The sequence below is a fragment of the Pseudomonas sp. KH_021 genome (assembly GCF_057838865.1).
Map to the genome: position 1 here is coordinate 3,959,970 of NZ_CM174477.1, position 18,212 is coordinate 3,978,181.

Here is an 18,212-nt window from a genome sequence, read left to right on the forward strand (position 1 = left end):
GCAATCGCACTCAAACGATCGCGCCAACATTGCGCAGCGCATCGATCTGCGCAGCGTCGAAGCCCAGTTGCTCAAGGATTTCCAGGGTGTGTTCACCGTTTTTCACCAACGCACCGGCCTCGACCGGCGTACGGCTCAGGCGTGGCGCGGGTGCCGGGTGCAATACACCGGCAGACTCCATGAACAGATTGCGGGCGCGGTTATGCGGGTGCCCAGGCGCTTCGCCGAAATCCAGCACCGGTGCGAAGCAGGCATCCGTGCCTTCGAGTAGCTCGACCCAGGCATCGCGCGAACAGGTCCGGAACACGGCCGCTAGCTTTTCGCGCAGCACCGGCCAGTCTTGCTGTCGCCATTGATCCGAGAAGTCCGGATCATCGATCTCGCACAACTGCAGCAGGAGCTGATAGAACTGCGGCTCGATCGCGCCAATGGACACGAACTTGCCGTCGGCACAGGCGTAGCAACCATAGAAAGGCGCACCGCCGTCGAGCATGTTGCTCTGCCGCTGATCCGACCATTGGCCTTGCTGGCGCAGGTCGTAGTACATGCTGCACAGCAGGGTCGTACCGTCGCAGATGGCCGCGTCCACCACCTGCCCGAGACCGGATTTCTGTGCTTCAAACAGCGCCGCCAGAATGCCAGCCAGCAGAAACATCGCACCACCGCCCATGTCACCCACCAGGTGTAGGGGCGGCGTCGGTGGTCGGTCGGCATGCCCCATGGCATTGAGAGCCCCCGAAAGCGCGATGTAATTGATATCGTGACCCGCTGCATGGGCCAGCGGCCCGGTCTGGCCCCAGCCGGTCATGCGCCCGTAGATCAGTTTGCGATTGCGCTCCAGGCACACTTCAGGCCCCAGCCCCAGTCGCTCCATCACGCCGGGCCGAAACCCTTCGATCAACACGTCAGCGTCTTCGATCAGCTTGAGCAGGACTTCATTGGCGTAAGGCTTGCGCGGATCGATGGCAATACTGCGCCGCCCTCGTTTAAGCAGACTGCCATCGGCATTGAGAAAGCCTGCCACATGACGATCAACGCAAATGACCTCAGCCCCCATGTCCGCCAGCATCATGGCTGCGAACGGCACAGGGCCGATCGCATTCATTTCCAATACTTTCACACCTGCCAAAGGTCCGGGCATCGTAGGGCTCTCTTCCGTATTAGGGGGTTGTTCGCTGCAGCCCAAGACACTAGACGCAAGGCGCCTTGGCTGACCCACCACCTACGGGGGGAATCGTCCCCCCCTCCCCACCTACGCCCAGGTCTGTGCGCTAGCTGATTTCATGCAGCGTCTGGCGTTGCTTCAACGTACTCAAACGGATCGCCCCCCTAACCATTGATCGAGCTTGGGCCACATCCGCTTGACCGCGGCCGGGCCCGCCACCAGGCTGACATGGCCGCCCGGCAGCATGACTTCTTCCTTGTCGCGCGAACTCACCCTGGCCACCAAAGGCTGCGCGCAGGCCGGCGGCACCAGGGAGTCAAATTGCGCGATGACGTGCAGCAGCGGCACCTCGATATTCTTCAAGTCGACCTCTTGGCCACCGATGCGCAAGCCGCCTTCATACAGCCCATTCTTTTGCCCCAGTTCCTGATGGATCTGTCGGAAGTATTCGCCTGGAAGTGGCAAGGTCTCATTACTGAAGCGTTCCATCATGCGGTAACCCCTGACGTAGTCGTCATTCCACATGTTGTCCCAGAGCCGGGCCTGGCCGGCGATACGGCCTGCGGGGCGATGCAGTTCGATTGCCTTGACGATGCTCTGTGGTGGCACGACGCCCGTCGCATCGATCAAGCGCTCGGCCTTGAAGTGGCGCTGTTTGGCCAACGGCATCTTGGTCCAGTCGATGGGCGTTGTGAAACACACCAGGTTCTTCAGCGGGCCATCAGGATGCAGCGCGGCGTAGAGGGTCGAAAGAACACCGCCCATGCAATAACCAATCAGCGTGACGTCTTCCACGCCTGAGTCTTGCTGCACTCGGCGGATACAATCGGGAATGAAGTCGAGCACATAGTGCTCGAACTTCAGGTGGGACTCTTCCCGGCTCGGCGCATTCCAGTCCATGACATAGATGTCATAACCACGTGCAAGCAGATACTCGACCAGGCTCTGTCCCTTTGCCAGATCGAAGATGGCAGCCTTGCTGGTCGTCGCCATGACAAACAGCAGCGGCACGCGGTAGATCTCGTCCGATGTTGCGTGATAGTGGTATAGGCACAGGGTGCCGCGACGGTGCAGTAGTGTCTTGGGCGTCAAGCCAACAGCCGGCGGCGGAGTGCTGAGGTATTCGAGGGCGTTGAGTCTGCGCTGGACCATCATGCTGACCTCCGAGCGCAGTCTATCGGCCAACGACATGCCGGCGACCTGATGGTTATGCGGCCGAGTCATCTTCACTTCCTTCCTTTCCTTTACGTTTGGATGCTGGCTTGAGGGGCGCCGGGCGCACTGCAGCCAGCGGGCGCCGAGTGCGTGGGGGACGAGGTGCAATCAGCGTACTGGTTGGCGCTGGCAACAATTGGTCGAGCTTGTCTTCTACGCGCAGCAAGGAGATGGTAAGGGCGTCGATTTCGGAGCGACTGGGCAGGTCCATGCGCTTGTACAAGCGCTCCAGCGACGTCTGCTTCAGGTGCTGCAATCCAAGTGAGACCTTGGAATATTGGTCGATCACAAGGCCAAGCTCTTTCGAGTCGAGATGACGGGCGGCCAGGGCATTGATGCCGTTTTCGAACCGGGTAATGGCCTCGCGATACAGTTTCAACGGATCAGGTAATGCCATGACGTATTCCTCGATCAAGGGTTCACAGTGCAGTTTTTCTCGGTCGGATAGGTTTGCCGCGCGGCCAGCCGATCAAGGCCGCGAATGGCTTTGCGGCGCATCATTACGGTGGGCATGAGCAAAGGTTTGATTAACCGCCGGCAAGCCTTGGCCGTCTTTGGCGAGAGCAGGCGCAGCAAGGCGATACCCCACCGCTCGGTGACAACCCAGGTGGTCAGGGTTGAGGTAGCCAGTTCGCCGGCGGTGGCGCGTAGACGCGAATGCCTGCGTAGCGTTTTGTCGGCGATCTCGATCGTCCTGTCTGCAGCCGGTTGCTGGGCGAATACCCCCGTCAGCGCATCTGCGATGCGTTGCAGCGCATCGCGGCTGGCACCGTTGACCGAATCGAAATTGAGGAACCCGTGGAACTGGCCCCTGTAGTGCAACAGTTCCACCGGTACGTTGGCAGCGCGCAGGCGGGCGGCATAATCCAGACCGTCATCGCGGATCGGATCGAAACCGGCACTGACGACTACTGCCGGCGCCAGGCCGCGCAGATCAGGGCTGCGGCGTGGCGAATACCAGGGGTCGAGAAGGTCCAGTGTGTCGAGCGAAGGGGCCAGGGTCTGTTCGATCCATTGAATCGCATGATCGGTCAACAGCGCGCGCCCGTGCGCGTTCTCCGCATAGGAGGGGAATTTCTCCACCAACTCGGTCGCCGGGTAAACCAGCACTTGCAGGCTCAGTACCGGGCCGCCGCGACGCAGGCTTTCCTGGGCGACGGCAGCACAGATATTGCCGCCTGCCGAATCACCACCCATCGCGAGGCGAGTCGTATCAATACCCCACTGCGTGCCATTTTTTGCCACCCATTCGAGCGCCGCGAGGGCATCGGCTCGGCCTGCAGACAAATCGTGCTCCGGCGCCAGGCGATAGCGCACGGCAATGACGATGCAGTTGGCGGCCAGAGCAATGCTGCGGCAGATGCCATCGGCGGTGTCCAGATCGCCGATGATGAACCCACCGCCGAAAAACCACATGAACGCAGGCTGCAGCTGTTCAGCATTATCGGGCTTGAAGATACGCAGGTCGATTGCGCCGCCCGGCCCTTCGATCCGTTGCTCGGTCACCGAGCCCAGCGCCGGATTACGCCCGAGGGCAAGGGCTGCCAATCGCCAGCCCTGGCGCAGCCTGGGCAGCGAGTAATCTTCGGCAGGGCGCAGGCTCATGGAGAGGTTGGCCAAGCGCAGGAATGCTCGCGCCTCACGGTCGGGTTGGTGAGCACGCAATACGCGAGGCATGCCGATAGCCTGTCGCTCAAGGTGCGCCTCTTGTTTTTTGTTGTTTTTCATTGCCACTCCATTCGCAGGAAATCCATATATCGCGCTTCAGCAATAGTCTAGTGAGCACGACGGTTTCCAGGCGCTACCCTCAATGGGGGGTATACGACCCCTCCCCACTTCACGTGCTTCAAAGGAGGTGCAATGCTCCCACTTCCAACTTGATGAACATGTTCTTCAAGTTCCATTTGACCGTCCGCACACCGATTTCCATAGCAGCCCGCCCCATGTAGCTAACCCTTTCCAAGCAGATCTGAGTACTAGAATGTGGCGTGATATCAAGCCGTCCAATCAGGCCCATTCTCAACTCACTGCCCATTCACTGCCAAAATGGGAAGTTTCGCGGTCACCTGCTTTTTCGACACGCATAAAAAAATCGCTGTGAGGTTCGAGTAGGAGCACGGCTTGCCCGCGAGGCGGTGGGTCAGGTTGACCGCGGCGCCTGGATCGCGAGCAAGCTCTGCTCCTACACGTCGATCTGCGTTCAAACCGATTTTGTGCGGGCTACATCACTCCCACCAATACTCGACCTGCACACCAAAGTTGCTGCCATGGCGCGCGGTGTCGAAGGCGCCGCTGCTCGACAGTGCCGAGCCCTGTGCCATTTCATCCGCCGCCCGTTGCGCGGCGCGGTTCCACACCGCGTAGGTGTAATACAGCCTCACTTCCGGACGTGCCCAGAAGTCCGGCCCTTGGGGTGACCAAATGGGCGCCACGGTGAATTTGCTGAGTTTGCGGGTGCCCTCGCTGGCCTCGATCTGGTCGTGCCCGACCTCCGCCACCAGCTTGAACTCATCGCTGATGGCATACACCGGACGCACACCCAGCGACACCCAGTTCTGCCGCTCGCCACCGTCGCGATAATCACGCTGGTACCTTATCGGCCAGCTGCGCTCCTCCCCGGTGGGCCCTCTCCCCCTCCACTTCAATTCGCAAGCTTTCCAGCAAACAATTTGCTTTCATCCTGATCACCAGTCTGTTTTTCATCTGGGGCTTGTCCCATGGTTTGTTGGACGTATTGAACAAACATTTCCAGGACACCTTGAGCATCTCCCATGCCCAATCGGCACTGATCCAGACGTCCTATTTCGCCGCGTATTTATTCGTAGCGCTGCCGGTTGGCGTAATGATCGAGCGTTGCGGCTACCGAACTGCCATTCTGGTCGGCCTGGCCAGTGGCCTGGCATGCCTGGAAACCGCTGCAAACCTGTATGCCGCGACCCTGGGTGATCCGGCGAAAGCAGAACAGCGACTCACGTTTGCGCAATCTTTCAACGGCCTCGGCGCCTTCATCGGCCCCCTCATCGGTGGGTCGGTATTCTTCCTCCCTGCCTTCAATATCGGCGGCTTCACCGTCGAGCCGGTTTCGCTCACCTATGTTGTGCTGGCAGCAGTGGTCGTACTGATGATGCTGGTGTTTCGTCACCTACCCATTGCCCGAAGTCAAAGTCGAAGAAGTCAAAATCGGCGGTATAACTGAAGCCTCGGGTAGCCTGTGGAGAAAGCGCAACTTCACCGGCGCGCTGATCGCACAGTTTTTCTTCGTCGGTAACTACGTCGGTATTGGTGCATTCTTCATCAACTACGCAATTGATCACTGGCCAGGCATGGTGCCTCGGGATGCCGCGTACCAGTTGTCAGGCGGCATGCTCGCTTACATGGTGGGTCGGTTCGCCGGTATTCTGATCCTGCGCTACATTCCCGCCAGGGACTTGCTGATCCTCAATAGCGTGGTCGCGGCCATCCTGTGTGGCATCGCCATCATGGGGGTATCGAAGATCTCGCCTTTGGCTGTTGCCGCTATCTATCTGTTCATGTCGACGCTTTACCCGACGATCTTCGCCATGGGCACACGAGGCCTGGGTAAACGAACCAAAAGAGCGGGTTCAATACTCGTCATGACACTCGTGGGCGGCGCCATACTTCCCCTCGTAATGGGCGCGCTAGGTGATCGCTTCGGCACCCAGTGGGCGTTCATCGTGCCGTTGCTCGGCTTCCTGGTTATTGGCCTGTATGGCTTGAGCCAGCAGCCGATCAAAGTCAGGTAGGCAGGAAAATCGCCGACGGGACTGAGGGCATCAAGTCGCAGCCTCGGTCTGGCGCAAGCGATAGATTGACGCGCAATAGACCAGCAGTGCCAAGGCCGCCAGCAAGCCTCCAACCTGCCCTATATGGGCGAACCCTAGCTGGCCGCCTACCCAACTGCCAAGCAGCGCTCCGGCACCGATGCCGACGTTATAGATTCCCGAGTACAGCGCCATCCCCACATCGGTAGCGTCTGGAGCCAACACCAGGATCTTCGACTGCAGAGCCAGCCCAAAACTCATGATCGCCATACCCCAGATCAGACTGAGCGCTCCCAAGTACGACACCTTGCCACTCAATGGCAACAGCAATGCCAGGCAGAGCGTGAGTATGACCACGACCACGATCAGAAAGCGCTGTGGGTTATACCGGTGTAGCCAGCCGAAAAGCAGCGACCCGAAAATACCAGCCCCCCCAAACAACAACAGCATGAGGGTAACGACATTTCCACTCATGCCGGCCACGGTTTGGACGAAGGGCTCGATGTAGCTGTAGGCGGTGAACTGAGCAGTTACCACCACTACCGTCAGGCCATAGAGTGACATCAGCGCAGGCCGCTTGAACAATAAGGGAAGGCTTCTGAGGGAACCGGAATTCTCACTGGGCAACAACGGCAAGGTCCTGGCCAACCAGAACACTAACGTAGTCGCCACCACAGCGATCACGGTGAAGGTGGTGCGCCACCCCATGGCCTCGCCCAACAACCTGCCAAGCGGAACACCCAGCACCATCGCCAGGGTGGTACCGGTTGCCAGCAAACCCAGCGCCTGCCCCTGCTTACCCGGTGGAGCCAGGCGCGCAGCCAATGCCGCGGTGATCGACCAGAACAAGGCATGAGACACCGCCACACCGATCCGACTCAACAACAGTAGACCGAAGTTCGTGGCTAGGCTTGAGAGGACGTGACTGAGAATGAACATTGCAAAGACGACGATCAACAGCTTGCGCCGCTCGATGTTACGGGTCAGTAACATGACGGGGAGCGCCGTCAGGGACACTACCCATGCATAGATAGTAAGCATCAGTCCCACTTGAGCTGTCGACAGGTCAAAGCTGCTGCCGATGGCGCTCAACAGGCCCACAGGAACGAATTCGGTGGTGTTGAACACAAAGGCTGCCAACGCCAGCGCTATGACCGGCTGCCAATTACACTTAGTTGTCGTCACAGAAAGGCTCATTTAAAGGCTGTATGAATCTCTTGGCAAATCAGACTACATCCCCTGGCAACAGCAAAACACACGCGCGGTGAAAAACTGTTTTCCACTCAGGCGACTGACAGCATTCAAGGAGATTCTTAAAGTCTTAACGTTAACCCGCCAGAGACTGCCCCCTTGAATCATCAAATAGATTTAAGACGTGACCTGGTAAATTATTGTGAGCTTCACCCGTAAGCAGCAATGGCAGAGTGCCTGGGGTACCCTGCCATTGGAGTATCTTCTAGATTAATCGAGGGCAACCCTCGATTATCAGAAGCGAGTTTGAATCTTCAGGCCGGCGACCCATGCATCGTCGACTTCCTTTACCCCGCCCGGATGACGAATATATTGCACGTTCGGGCGCACCATTAGCCACGGAGTCACTGCAAATCCATAATAGATCTCAGCATCGTATTCAGTATCACGGATCGGCATGAACGCCGGATTATCGTAATCGGCAATACCGGCTAACTCGTTGCTCAGTCGAGCATGCCGGGCAACCTCTTCATTGACATGGATACGAGCCACCCCGACGCCGAAGTCATCGTTGGGTCGTGCATCAAAGGGCCCTTTATAGGTCAAACCAACCTGAAGGAAATTATCCACGAGGTTGGTCGCCTGATCATGTACCGTGGCATTGAAGAACACACCCAAGCCGCGTTTGGAGTTGCCGTTTCGACTCGTCAACTGCTGCTGCGCCACAATCCATGCTCCGTGCTTGCTGCCATGACTTTGGAAATCGCCCCCCGAAACGGGTTGGGGTTGACCGTCAGCACCGTCATAAACATCGTTTGCTTTTGCCGTGCTGTAGTAATAGCCCAGACGATACTCTCCAGGCAGTTTATTCACCTGAGGAGACCAGACCAGTTCCACGGGAATGAGAGCGCCTTCAGTTCCGCTACCACTGAGCTTGAAGCCGTTGCCAATCTCCAGGTTCGAAGAGTTGACTTCAAAAACACCCACTTGGGCGTACAGTTCCGAGGAGAGGTTGTACTTGACTCGCAGCGCCCACTGGCTGACCGGCCAGTTGTACCAGACCGATCCCGCCCAGTTGGCGGCTTGAGCACCACAAAATGCGTTGTTCTGAAAGTCGCAGGGAAAGGTGTTGAAGTCTTCGCCTTCACCAAAACGTCCGAATTTAACGTCTAGGTCGCCGTCAAGAAATTCTTGGCTAAGCCACATCTGTGTGAGACGCCAGGTCTGACCACGGCCGTAGACTTCCTGGGTTGAACTGAGCATCCCGGCCCGAGGATCACCGATTCGATCAGGTGCCAAATTTCGGCCACTGCGTTCAGTGATCATGAGTTGAAACTGTGCACCGTGCCAGCCCCACGCTTTTTCCAGATCGACATGCATTCCCAGCGCAACTTGGTCGGCATCACGTGCGGTGCGATCATCGTTATAGCCACCGTGAAGGTTGGCTGCTATTTCATTGGTGTATTCCAGCGTGAAGTCGTAACCCTTTGCATAGAGGTCCGACCGCACACCGCCCCAATCCCCAAAGGCATACCGAGATGAATCAAAATTACTGTCAGCGACGACTTGATCGGAAACAGTTCCGATTAATCCAAGCAGTGCCATTCCAACAATCAGGCGAGGACTGACCGCGCGTACAGGATTCACGCCAAGCATCTCATTCTCCATTTTTTATTTTACGCCATCATCAGACAAGCGCCCGCGCATCACGGGCTCAAGATCCATAATGGGCATTTATTGAAAGGGGTTGACTGTTTGATTCGACTAAACGATGAAGCCTCGTAGGCCGGCTGGACTCACCGATGGCCCACGAGTTCTCTCTTAACTAAGCAAGTACCGCCCTTACCAACTTATGCTGGCCGCCCCCTTTTCCTCTGGCGACTCGCTTTCATCGTTGGCTTTTTTGCTAAACCGGCGCTCCATCAACTTTTCAATTTCTTCAAGCGACAAACCCTTCGTCTCAGGAATGCACAGGGCACAGAAAATAAGAGAGCCGATGTTTACCAATGCAAACAAGAAGAATGTCATCCCACCAAAGACGCTAAGCGTGATCGGGAACGCAAACGCCACAATCGCATTAAACACCCAGAACAGCCCTACTGAGATCCCGTTCATTAATCCGCGGGAGTGGGTCGGGAACATTTCAGACATCAGTACCCAATACACTGGACCGATGCACATTTGCATGAAGAAAAGGAAAACCAGAATACCGGACAACGCCAGGTAACTTTGCAACATAGAACTGGGCATGAAGTTCAGGACTGCACCCAGGAACACTTGAGCCACGACCACCATCACCAACCCCATCAGCAACATCGGGCGCCGTCCCATCCGGTTGATCGCCCACATTCCGATAAGGCAGGCAATGACAGAAATGATGCCATTTCCCATCGTCGCCACCAAGGCTGCGTTTGTACCCATCCCCGTGGATTTCAAGATAATCGGTGTGTAATACATGAAGGCGTTGACACCCGTCGCTTGAATCATGAACCCAAGTCCGATGCCGACCAGAAGCAATTTTACTAACCAAGGCTCATTGAGCTTACTAAACATACCGGAATGCGTTTTTTCATAGGTGCATTGCTCGGCGATCTCGCGAACTTCTTGCTCAGCCTCAGCCTTAGTGTCACGAAGGTTAAGCAGAATTTTGCGCGCTTCATCTATGCGGCCTTTCGCAATCAGCCAACGTGGGGAGGTGGGAATAAAGTTCACCCCGATGTAGAGCAAAGCAGCAGGAATCAGAGCAATAGCCAGCATGTAACGCCATATCACCGGATTTTCGAAGAGGTGCGCAAGCGTGGCACTCGAAACGTAGGCCAGACACTGACCAGAGACAATCATCAATTCGCTTTGGCATACCAGTCGGCCACGATGTTTGGGCCCCGCCAGCTCAGCAATGAATACCGGCACGATGGAGGACGCGCCGCCCACAGCGAATCCAAGGGCAAAACGGATGAGGATCATGGCCCAAAGGTTGGGTGCCAAGGCACTGCCTATGGCGCCGAGTGCGAAAAGGAACGCAAGTACTTTGAGCATGGCCAGGCGGCCGTAACGATCCGATAGCTGGCCAACGAAGAAGGCGCCGAACGCACCACCGAAAATCAGCGAAGACGTCACAGCACCTTCGGTCACAGGCGTTAAGGCTAGCCCCCCCTGAGAAGGATCCAGGGTCATGAAAGGGAGTGCCCCAGAAATAACGCCTGTGTCATATCCAAAACCCAGAGACCCCATCGTAGCGATGGCCGCAACTCTCCAGAGGATCCGAGATTGAGATCGGGACGCGGCTTGATCACCGTGGTGCATGGTATCTACCTTCTTTAGACTTATTATGTGTATTCAGTTGTGGGGCAGCCTATCCCCACTAGGCAAAAAGAAAAACCTGCTCTAGGGAATTGTGTTTTTCGCTGGCTGAAAACCAAGGTGATGAGGCATCCATTCCTCTATCAATTGTGTCGCTCACGCTAAACCGGAACGTAATCGACCTGGTGTCTTGCGATACGTAAACTTCCTAACTCGCCTCTCACCCGCAGGTGCTCGGGGTGACTGGCATAAGCGTTCAGCGCCTCTTGAGAGTCAAACTCGGTATAGAGCACCACGTCGCAGGCGTAGTCGATCTTGCTGATATCCACTCCGACTTCTATCTTCAACAGGCCCGGAATTAACCCCGCGAGCCCCTCGAAACGCTCCTTTAGAAACAGGCAAGCTTGGCTATTCTGCTCAGGCGTGTCTCCTTCCACATTCCACATGACGATGTGCTTAATCATCCCTGCCCCCTGCGCTGTGAGTCATGCCTGCCATCTCAACTCTTGCTCTTCTGGTATACATCCACGAATACCGCCGCCAGTAACACAGCGCCCTTGATCATCTGCTGGTAGTCAATGCCGATGCCCATGATCGACATGCCGTTGTTCAGCACACCCATGATGAAAGCGCCGATCACCACCCCCACCACTTTGCCTACACCGCCGGAAGCCGAGGCCCCGCCGATAAATACTGCTGCAATGACATCCAGCTCAAAACCGGTGCCGCCGCGCGGCGTCGCGCTGTTGAGGCGAGCAACGAAAATCAATCCGGCCACCGCAGCGAGCACGCCCATATTGACGAAGGCGAAGAACGTCACCCGCGAAGTATTGATGCCAGACAAACTGGCAGCCTTGAGGTTGCCGCCCACCGCATAGATCCAACGCCCCATCACCGTCCGATTCATGATGAAGGTGTACACGCCAATCAACACGCTCATGATGACGAGCACCGTGGGGATACCGCGATACGTTGAGAGCAGGTAGCAGAAGTACACAAGGAGCGCTGTGATCACGCCATTTTTAAGCGCAAACAGGGCCATGGGCGCGACGTTACCGCCGCTCTTGAGCGTGCGTTTTCGACTGCGATATTCGACTACCCAAAACATCGCTGCGACGGCAATGCCCAGCAACAAGGAGGTGACTCTCAGGTTTTCATTGGCGAAAAAATCGGGGATAAAGCCCGAGCTGATCGCCGTGAACGCCGGCGGAAACGGGCCGATCGACTGCCCTTGTGAGATCGCGATGGTTGCGCCGCGAAAGATCAGCATGCCGGCCAGGGTGACAATGAACGACGGCATGCCCCAGACCGCCACCCAATACCCCTGCGCCGCGCCAATCAGTGCACCCGCCGCCAGACAGATCACTGTTACGGTGAAGAAATCCAATCGATACTGGACCATCAGCACGGCAGCAAGCGCGCCGATCACGCCGACCACTGAACCGACCGAGAGATCGATGTGGCCGCAGACGATCACCATCAGCATGCCCAGCGCCATTACCACGATGTAGCTGTTCTGCAACAACAGGTTGGTGAGGTTGAGCGGCTGCATCAGTGCCCCACCGGTGGCCACCTGGAAGAACACCATGATGACGATCAACGATGCCAGCAGACCGTATTCACGAGCGCCGCGCTTGAATGACGTGAGCACCGTTGGTTTGGATGTGAGAGGTACGCTTACTTCGCTCACTGGATCACCTCGTTTTTCATGATTGCGTGCATGATTTTTTCCTGCGATGCCTCGGCGATCGGAAACTCGCCGACAAAGCGCCCTTCGTTCATCACATAGATACGGTCACAGGTACCCAGCAATTCGGGCATTTCCGAAGAGATCATGACGACGCCCCGGCCCTCGCTGACGACCTGATTGACCACGCCGTAGATTTCGTACTTGGCACCCACATCAATGCCGCGGGTGGGCTCGTCGAGGATCAAGACCTTGGGATCGGAAAACAGCCATTTACCCAGTACGACCTTCTGCTGGTTACCACCGGACAGCTTGTCCACCGTCTGCAAGACATTGGGGGTGCGGATGCGCAGTCGCGTCTGGAAGTCGACAGCCACCGCGGTCTCGGCCAGTTCGTTCATCACCCAACGTTTGGATACAGCCGCAAGGTTGGCCATGCTGGTGTTGCGGGTGATGCTCTCGCCCAGAATCAGGCCAGCACCCTTGCGATCTTCAGTGGCATACGCCAGGCCGTGATCGATGGCCTTGCGCACGGTACCGAGGTCGACTTCCTGCCCGTCAATGCGCGCCTTGCCACGTATGTTCGAACCGTAGGAGCGGCCAAACACGCTCATGGCAAACTCGGTACGGCCTGCACCCATCAACCCGGCGATGCCCACTACCTCGCCACGACGTACGTGGAAATTGATATTGCGGATGCGGTCGCGCCCTGGATGCTCTGGATCGCCGACCGACCAGCCCTCTACCTCGAACAATGTTTCGCCAATTTCGGACACTCGCGCCGGATAACGATCGGACAGCTCGCGCCCGACCATGGAGCGGATCACCCGGCCTTCATCAATAGGCTCGGCACGACAGTCGATGACGTCGACAGTACTGCCGTCGCGGATCACGGTAATCTCGTCAGCCACTCGACCAATTTCATTGAGCTTGTGCGAGATGATGATCGAGGTGATGCCCCGCCCCTTAAGTTCGAGCATCAGCTTGAGCAGTGTGTCGCTGTCTTTTTCGTTGAGGCTCGCGGTTGGCTCGTCAAGAATCAACAAGCGCACGTCCTTGGCCAGCGCTTTCGCGATTTCCACCATTTGCTGCTGGCCGATGCCGAGATTGCCTACCAGTGTTTGCGGCCTGACATCGAGGCCCACCCGGGCGAGCAGCTCGCGAGCTCGCTGGTGCGCTTGATCCCAGTCGATCACGCCATGACGGGCAATCTCGTTACCAAGAAACAGGTTCTCGGTGATCGACAGCATCGGCACCAGGGCCAATTCCTGGTGAATGATGCAGATCCCCAGCGCTTCACTGTCACGCAAGCCCTGGAAGGTACGCTGTGCACCCTCGAAGATGATTTCACCTGTGTAGCTACCATGCGGATAGACGCCGCTGAGGATCTTCATCAAGGTCGATTTGCCGGCGCCGTTTTCACCGCAGATCGCATGGATTTCGCCATCGCCGACTTTGAGATTGACCCGGCTGAGCGCCTTGACCGGGCCGAAACATTTCTGGATATCACGCATGTCGAGAATAGTTTTTGTCATTTTTCTCTCCTGCCCGCACTCACCGGCCGGGCTGCCTCAGCGCAACTGCTCAGGGGTGTAGAACTGGGTGTCATCGACGAGGACTTTCTGCCAATTCTTGTTATCGACCAGTTGCGGCGTCAGCAATTGAGTCGGTACGACCATGGAGCCGTTGTCGTAGGATGTGGAGTCGTTGATCACGACCGTCTTGCCCGTCAAAGACGCATCCATCATCTGTGCTGCGGCTTCGGCGAGGGCGCGGGTATCTTTGAAAATGGTCGAAGACTGATCGCCGCGAATGATCGACTTGATGCTGGAAATCTCAGCGTCCTGGCCGGTCACAATCGGCATCGCCGCCTTGCCAGTGCCGTAACCCACGCCGCGCAATGAAGACACCACACCTGTCGCGATTTGATCGTTCATGGCCAGCACCGCGTCCAAGTGGGTGTTGCTGTAGAACGCGCTGAGCAGGTTATCCATGCGTGCCTGCGCCTGGGCGCCATCCCAGTTAGGCGTCGCCACCTTTTCCATGGCTTGTTGGCCACTGCGAATGACCAACTTGCCACTGTCGATGTAGGGCTTAAGCTGTGACATCACGCCCGCGTACACCACATGAGCATTGTTGTCGTCTGTGGAGCCGGCGAAAATTTCCAGATTGAATGGACCTTTACCCTGCTTGAGTTGCAACGAGTCGACGATGGACTGCCCTTGCAGCACACCCGTGCGATAGTTGTCGAAGGTGACGTAGTAGTCGAAGTCTTTGGTGTTGCGAATCAGGCGGTCATAGGAAATAACCTTGATGCCTTTTTCCTTGGCCTGCTTGAGCACATCAGCCATGGTCGTACCATCGATCGGGGCCACAATCAGACCCTTGATGCCCTTGACCATCATGTTTTCAATTTGCGACAGCTGAGTCGGTGCTTCGTACTGCGCATACTGAAGGTCAGTGTCGTAACCGAGTTTCTTCAACGAATCGACAATGTTGCTACCGTCCGACACCCAGCGTGCCTCGGTTTTCGACGGCATTGCGACGCCGATGGTGCCCTTGGTGCTGGTAGCGCTTTTATCGCAGGCACTGACGGCCAGTCCCAACAATATTGCACCGGCAATCTTGATGATCTTATGCATAGTGTCCTCTTCTTTTTGTTGTTGGCATTTCTCGGGGATGCAAACTCCCTTCCGGCCCTGTAAACAGAGCCGGCCGGGTTACTTCATCTATTGGACTACAGAGGGTTATCCAGCCAGGTTGACTTCCTGACCGTTCAACTCAGCGGACTCGAACAGCGCTTCGAGTATCACGTTGATGTTATGCGCCTGGCTGGCGGGCACCGTAGAAGGGTCACCGGTGCGCAACGACTGGACAAAGGCTGCGGCCTCTCGATCAAAATACACCGGGTTGCCGATCTCGGCGATCTCCGGGGAATAGACGGTCTTGCGGACCGCCCAGATCTCCGGGAAGCTGTTCTCGTTCCAGTGCGTCCAACCTTGCTGATGGCCATTCTTGCCATCGTGATAAAGCTTGTAGGACGCCGGCATCGGCGTGGAATGCATCACCCCATGGGTGCCATAGGCCGTGATGTCCCAACTCTCGGTCCAAGGCATTGGGTCCCAGGACATGAAGTCGATGGTGATCAGCTTGTCGTCGTAATTGAGCACCGCGCCCGCCGCGTCTTCACGTGCCGAATCACACATCTGCCCGGCGAACTTGGTGATTCGTGCATTGACCGATTTAGGCATGCCGAAGTGCAGCAACAAACGGTCGATAGTGTGGCAGCCGATCACATAGAAAGCCCCGCCACGGTCGCCAGGCTGCTTCATGTGGTTGGTGTCGGCCTCGTCGTGGGAGCAGCCGGCGTGGGCGCGCACCTGCAGGACTTTGCCGATTTCACCGCTCTGCAGCACCTGCTGCATTTTTTCAACCGACGGCGCGTAGCGCCAGCAGTAGCCCACCTGGAACAACCCGCCGGTCCGTTCGACCGCTTCAACGATACGGCGGGTGTCGAGGGTACCGCGACCCGCCGGCTTCTCGCAGAGTACCGCCTTGCCGGCCTCCAGTGCTTCGATGGTCCAGTCGGCCATCAGATAGCTCTTGGGGTGCACCAGCACCACATGCACGTTCGGGTCAGCAAGGATCTCTTCCTTGCTGCGGGCCTGCAGGCCCAACGCATCGCAGAACGGCGCAAGCAACGGGCTGTCATCGTAGGCGCCAAGGAACTGCACGTCGGGCATGCGTTGGAAGGCTTTGACGCGTCCAGAGGTGTGCGGGTGGGTGATACCCAGGCAGGCCACGCCAATGGTGGCGCCTTTCTCAAGCTTGTAGGACATGATGATCTCCTGGTGTTCTAGTCCGAGATAGCGAACGAGGCTTCAAGCCTCAGAGCCTGACCGCACGCCCGGTCTTGACTGACTCGACAGCGGCATCGGCCAACTTCAGGGCCTTGAGACCATCCTGCACGGTGGTGGGCATGGGAGTGCCTTTCACCAACGCGTCGATATAAGCATCCAGCTCGGCCTTGTAGGCTTGCTGATAACGCTCGAGGAAGAAGTTCAGCAGCGGTTCGCGCGCGTCAGTCACTTCCTGGCTCCAGCGGCGGATGGTGGTCGGGCGCAGGTTGTCCATCTGCAACATGCCCTTGGAGCCAAACACCTCGATGCGCTGGTCATAGCCGTAGACCGCCTGGCGGCAGTTGTTGATATGGCACTGCTTGCCCGACGCCGTTTGCATCTGCACCATCGCGGTGTCGTAGTCGTCGTACTTTTCCATCATCGCAGGGTCAATCAGGCGGCTGCCGATGGCGGTCAGTTCGACCGGTTCTTCGCCCAGCAGCCAACGGCCGATGTCCAGGTCATGGATGGTCATGTCGCGGAAAATGCCGCCCGAATGCTGGATGTAGTCTTCAGGCGCGAGCCCCGGGTCGCGGCTGCTGATGATCACCTGGCGCACTTCGCCGATATCGCCGGCTTCAATGGCGGCGCGCATTTCGGCAAAGGTGGTCTCGAAGCGGCGGTTGAACGCCAGCATGACCCGCCCGTTGAGGCGCTCCACCTCCTCCACAGCGGCCAGACTCTTGGCCATGTCCAGGTCGATCGGCTTCTCGCAAAGCACCGCCTTGCCCTGGCGCACGGCGCGCAGCATCAGGCTGATATGAGTGTGTGTTGGGGTGCCGATGACGATAGCCTGCACATCGTCGCGATCGATTGCCGCTTCACAATCGGTCATAGCCTCTGCACCCAGCGAATCGGCCAGGCTCTGTGCGGCATCGGCGAAGGGATCCGCCACCACTACCAGTTTGGCGAACTTGCTCGCAGCAATGTTGGCCGCATGAATCTTGCCGATACGACCGGCGCCGAGAACTGCGATACCTACCATTTTTAACTCCTTGAAGCGCTAATATTCGTGGGTGTGTACGAGCAAGATTTAAGTGTGCTTCGGCGTATCAACTCGGGAACTTGATCCCTTCGAATTGCGCGATGGTTGTGTCAAAGGCTTTCTTCGCCGCCACTTCCAGCGGCAGCTTGCGCAACTCGGCGGAGATCAGCTCGACGCCCCAGGGTCCGCGGTAGCCAACGTTGACTACCTGCTGGATAAACGCAGGTACGTCCAACTCGCCTTCGCCGCAGCATTTACGGTGGTGCGTAGAGTCGTTGAACAGCGATTCGACGATGCGGTGATTGGCATCATCCAGCTCGATGGACTTGATCAATTCCAGAGGAATCTTGGCGATTTCATCAAAGCTCATACCACCACGCGCGACGTGCCAGGTGTCTACCAGCAGGCCGCCGTTAGGGCGTACGCCCTCGGCCACGGCAATGGCGCGATCGATGGTGCATACGCTGGAAAACGGCAGAAACTCGATCACAACATTGATGCCGAAGGGTTTGGCCCGGTCGCACAACAGGGCAAAGGCCTCGCGCATACGCGGCACATCGGGTGTCCCGTCTTCAAATAAGCCGGCGGCGACCTTGAGACTGCGGGCGCCCAGTTCACCGCCAATTTCCAGCAGTTCATCACGCATCTTGTCCGACGCTGCTCGGCGTTCGCCGTCCAGGTGCCAGTCGGTCAGGAACTCGACTTCCAGATGCTTGATGCCGTTGTCCTGGAAAATGTTGCGTACCGTCGAAATGCCCAGCTTGTCCACGTTATGCAGGAGGTCCGCATGGACCAGCCCCATGCCTCGCCACCCGGCTTTCGAGGCGACTTGTGCACGCTCCTGCAGGGAGAAGGGACTGATTTCGCTGGGAGCACCGGGGTAAGTATCACCGGCGAGGGTCCAGTAGGCGGCAAGCAGTTCAATATTTTTAGTTGGCATGACGGTCACTTATGAGTGAGTAATTTGAGCGGTCGTAAACAGTTGTCG

Annotated in this window: 16 protein-coding genes and 1 pseudogene; 2 read left to right on the forward strand and 15 right to left on the reverse strand. The window is 57.4% G+C overall.

The window, feature by feature from the left end; translation table 11 throughout:
• Positions 1–10: 10 nt before the first annotated feature.
• The 5 genes and pseudogenes from AC3IX4_RS18200 to AC3IX4_RS18220 form a co-directional block, all read right to left on the reverse strand.
• Positions 11–1,141, reverse strand: a complete 1,131-nt coding sequence (locus AC3IX4_RS18200) for a CaiB/BaiF CoA transferase family protein (protein WP_489256799.1) — start codon at positions 1,139–1,141, stop codon at positions 11–13.
• Positions 1,142–1,312: 171 nt separating this feature from the next.
• Positions 1,313–2,389: an alpha/beta fold hydrolase gene (locus AC3IX4_RS18205; RefSeq protein ID WP_489256800.1), complete on the reverse strand. Its 1,077-nt coding sequence runs from the start codon at positions 2,387–2,389 to the stop codon at positions 1,313–1,315.
• A complete protein-coding gene (locus AC3IX4_RS18210) occupies positions 2,373–2,777 on the reverse strand; it encodes a hypothetical protein (protein ID WP_489256801.1) in 405 nt (134 codons plus the stop codon). Before AC3IX4_RS18210 ends, AC3IX4_RS18205 begins: the two co-directional genes overlap by 17 nt.
• 14 nt (positions 2,778–2,791) lie before the next feature.
• The gene (locus tag AC3IX4_RS18215) at positions 2,792–4,108 is read right to left on the reverse strand and encodes an alpha/beta hydrolase (RefSeq protein ID WP_489256802.1); all 1,317 of its coding nucleotides are present in this window, start codon (positions 4,106–4,108) and stop codon (positions 2,792–2,794) included.
• Positions 4,109–4,605: 497 nt separating this feature from the next.
• A pseudogene (locus tag AC3IX4_RS18220) lies at positions 4,606–4,971 on the reverse strand (carbohydrate porin); the annotation flags it as partial.
• A gap of 143 nt (positions 4,972–5,114) precedes the next feature.
• Between AC3IX4_RS18220 and AC3IX4_RS18225 the strand changes: the two are divergent.
• Both AC3IX4_RS18225 and AC3IX4_RS18230 read left to right on the forward strand, forming a co-directional pair.
• The gene (locus AC3IX4_RS18225) at positions 5,115–5,576 is read left to right on the forward strand and encodes a hypothetical protein (RefSeq protein WP_489256803.1); all 462 of its coding nucleotides are present in this window, start codon (positions 5,115–5,117) and stop codon (positions 5,574–5,576) included.
• Positions 5,530–6,144, forward strand: a complete 615-nt coding sequence (locus AC3IX4_RS18230; RefSeq protein ID WP_489256804.1) for an MFS transporter — start codon at positions 5,530–5,532, stop codon at positions 6,142–6,144. The genes AC3IX4_RS18225 and AC3IX4_RS18230 overlap by 47 nt, the downstream gene beginning before the upstream one ends.
• Before the next feature lie 30 nt (positions 6,145–6,174).
• Here AC3IX4_RS18230 and AC3IX4_RS18235 read toward each other — a convergent pair whose 3' ends face one another.
• From AC3IX4_RS18235 to AC3IX4_RS18280, 10 genes are all read right to left on the reverse strand, one after another.
• The gene (locus AC3IX4_RS18235) at positions 6,175–7,359 is read right to left on the reverse strand and encodes a sugar transporter (protein ID WP_489256805.1); all 1,185 of its coding nucleotides are present in this window, start codon (positions 7,357–7,359) and stop codon (positions 6,175–6,177) included.
• Positions 7,360–7,647: 288 nt separating this feature from the next.
• Positions 7,648–9,009, reverse strand: coding sequence for a carbohydrate porin (locus AC3IX4_RS18240; protein WP_489256806.1), 1,362 nt, complete (start codon positions 9,007–9,009; stop codon positions 7,648–7,650).
• Positions 9,010–9,195: 186 nt separating this feature from the next.
• A complete protein-coding gene (locus AC3IX4_RS18245; RefSeq protein WP_489256807.1) occupies positions 9,196–10,656 on the reverse strand; it encodes a sugar porter family MFS transporter in 1,461 nt (486 codons plus the stop codon).
• Positions 10,657–10,814: 158 nt separating this feature from the next.
• Positions 10,815–11,117 carry a Dabb family protein gene (locus AC3IX4_RS18250; RefSeq protein WP_489256808.1) on the reverse strand — a complete coding sequence of 101 codons (303 nt, stop codon included), beginning with the start codon at positions 11,115–11,117 and terminating at the stop codon, positions 10,815–10,817.
• Between the two features lie 35 nt (positions 11,118–11,152).
• The gene (gene mmsB, locus AC3IX4_RS18255; protein WP_489256809.1) at positions 11,153–12,343 is read right to left on the reverse strand and encodes a multiple monosaccharide ABC transporter permease; all 1,191 of its coding nucleotides are present in this window, start codon (positions 12,341–12,343) and stop codon (positions 11,153–11,155) included.
• Positions 12,340–13,875: a multiple monosaccharide ABC transporter ATP-binding protein gene (gene mmsA / locus AC3IX4_RS18260; protein WP_489256810.1), complete on the reverse strand. Its 1,536-nt coding sequence runs from the start codon at positions 13,873–13,875 to the stop codon at positions 12,340–12,342. Before mmsA ends, mmsB begins: the two co-directional genes overlap by 4 nt.
• Positions 13,876–13,911: 36 nt before the next feature.
• Positions 13,912–14,982, reverse strand: a complete 1,071-nt coding sequence (gene chvE / locus AC3IX4_RS18265) for a multiple monosaccharide ABC transporter substrate-binding protein (RefSeq protein ID WP_489256811.1) — start codon at positions 14,980–14,982, stop codon at positions 13,912–13,914.
• A gap of 105 nt (positions 14,983–15,087) precedes the next feature.
• Positions 15,088–16,179 carry a Gfo/Idh/MocA family protein gene (locus AC3IX4_RS18270; RefSeq protein ID WP_489256812.1) on the reverse strand — a complete coding sequence of 364 codons (1,092 nt, stop codon included), beginning with the start codon at positions 16,177–16,179 and terminating at the stop codon, positions 15,088–15,090.
• A gap of 49 nt (positions 16,180–16,228) precedes the next feature.
• On the reverse strand, positions 16,229–17,224 hold the full coding sequence (gene iolG / locus AC3IX4_RS18275; RefSeq protein ID WP_489256813.1) for an inositol 2-dehydrogenase: 996 nt from the start codon (positions 17,222–17,224) through the stop codon (positions 16,229–16,231).
• Between the two features lie 67 nt (positions 17,225–17,291).
• The gene (locus AC3IX4_RS18280) at positions 17,292–18,164 is read right to left on the reverse strand and encodes a sugar phosphate isomerase/epimerase family protein (RefSeq protein WP_489256814.1); all 873 of its coding nucleotides are present in this window, start codon (positions 18,162–18,164) and stop codon (positions 17,292–17,294) included.
• Between the last annotated feature and the right edge of the window lie 48 nt (positions 18,165–18,212).

Excerpts from the sequence above, each read along its gene's own strand:
- AC3IX4_RS18200 (WP_489256799.1), bottom strand. The coding sequence starts at position 1,141 with ATGCCCGGACCTTTGGCAGGTGTGAAAGTATTGGAAATGAATGCGATC.
- AC3IX4_RS18205 (WP_489256800.1), bottom strand. The coding sequence starts at position 2,389 with ATGACTCGGCCGCATAACCATCAGGTCGCCGGCATGTCGTTGGCCGAT.
- AC3IX4_RS18210 (WP_489256801.1), bottom strand. The coding sequence starts at position 2,777 with ATGGCATTACCTGATCCGTTGAAACTGTATCGCGAGGCCATTACCCGG.
- AC3IX4_RS18215 (WP_489256802.1), bottom strand. The coding sequence starts at position 4,108 with ATGAAAAACAACAAAAAACAAGAGGCGCACCTTGAGCGACAGGCTATC.
- AC3IX4_RS18235 (WP_489256805.1), bottom strand. The coding sequence starts at position 7,359 with ATGAGCCTTTCTGTGACGACAACTAAGTGTAATTGGCAGCCGGTCATA.
- AC3IX4_RS18240 (WP_489256806.1), bottom strand. The coding sequence starts at position 9,009 with ATGCTTGGCGTGAATCCTGTACGCGCGGTCAGTCCTCGCCTGATTGTT.
- AC3IX4_RS18245 (WP_489256807.1), bottom strand. The coding sequence starts at position 10,656 with ATGCACCACGGTGATCAAGCCGCGTCCCGATCTCAATCTCGGATCCTC.
- AC3IX4_RS18250 (WP_489256808.1), bottom strand. The coding sequence starts at position 11,117 with ATGATTAAGCACATCGTCATGTGGAATGTGGAAGGAGACACGCCTGAG.
- mmsA (WP_489256810.1), bottom strand. The coding sequence starts at position 13,875 with ATGACAAAAACTATTCTCGACATGCGTGATATCCAGAAATGTTTCGGC.
- chvE (WP_489256811.1), bottom strand. The coding sequence starts at position 14,982 with ATGCATAAGATCATCAAGATTGCCGGTGCAATATTGTTGGGACTGGCC.
- AC3IX4_RS18270 (WP_489256812.1), bottom strand. The coding sequence starts at position 16,179 with ATGTCCTACAAGCTTGAGAAAGGCGCCACCATTGGCGTGGCCTGCCTG.
- iolG (WP_489256813.1), bottom strand. The coding sequence starts at position 17,224 with ATGGTAGGTATCGCAGTTCTCGGCGCCGGTCGTATCGGCAAGATTCAT.
- AC3IX4_RS18280 (WP_489256814.1), bottom strand. The coding sequence starts at position 18,164 with ATGCCAACTAAAAATATTGAACTGCTTGCCGCCTACTGGACCCTCGCC.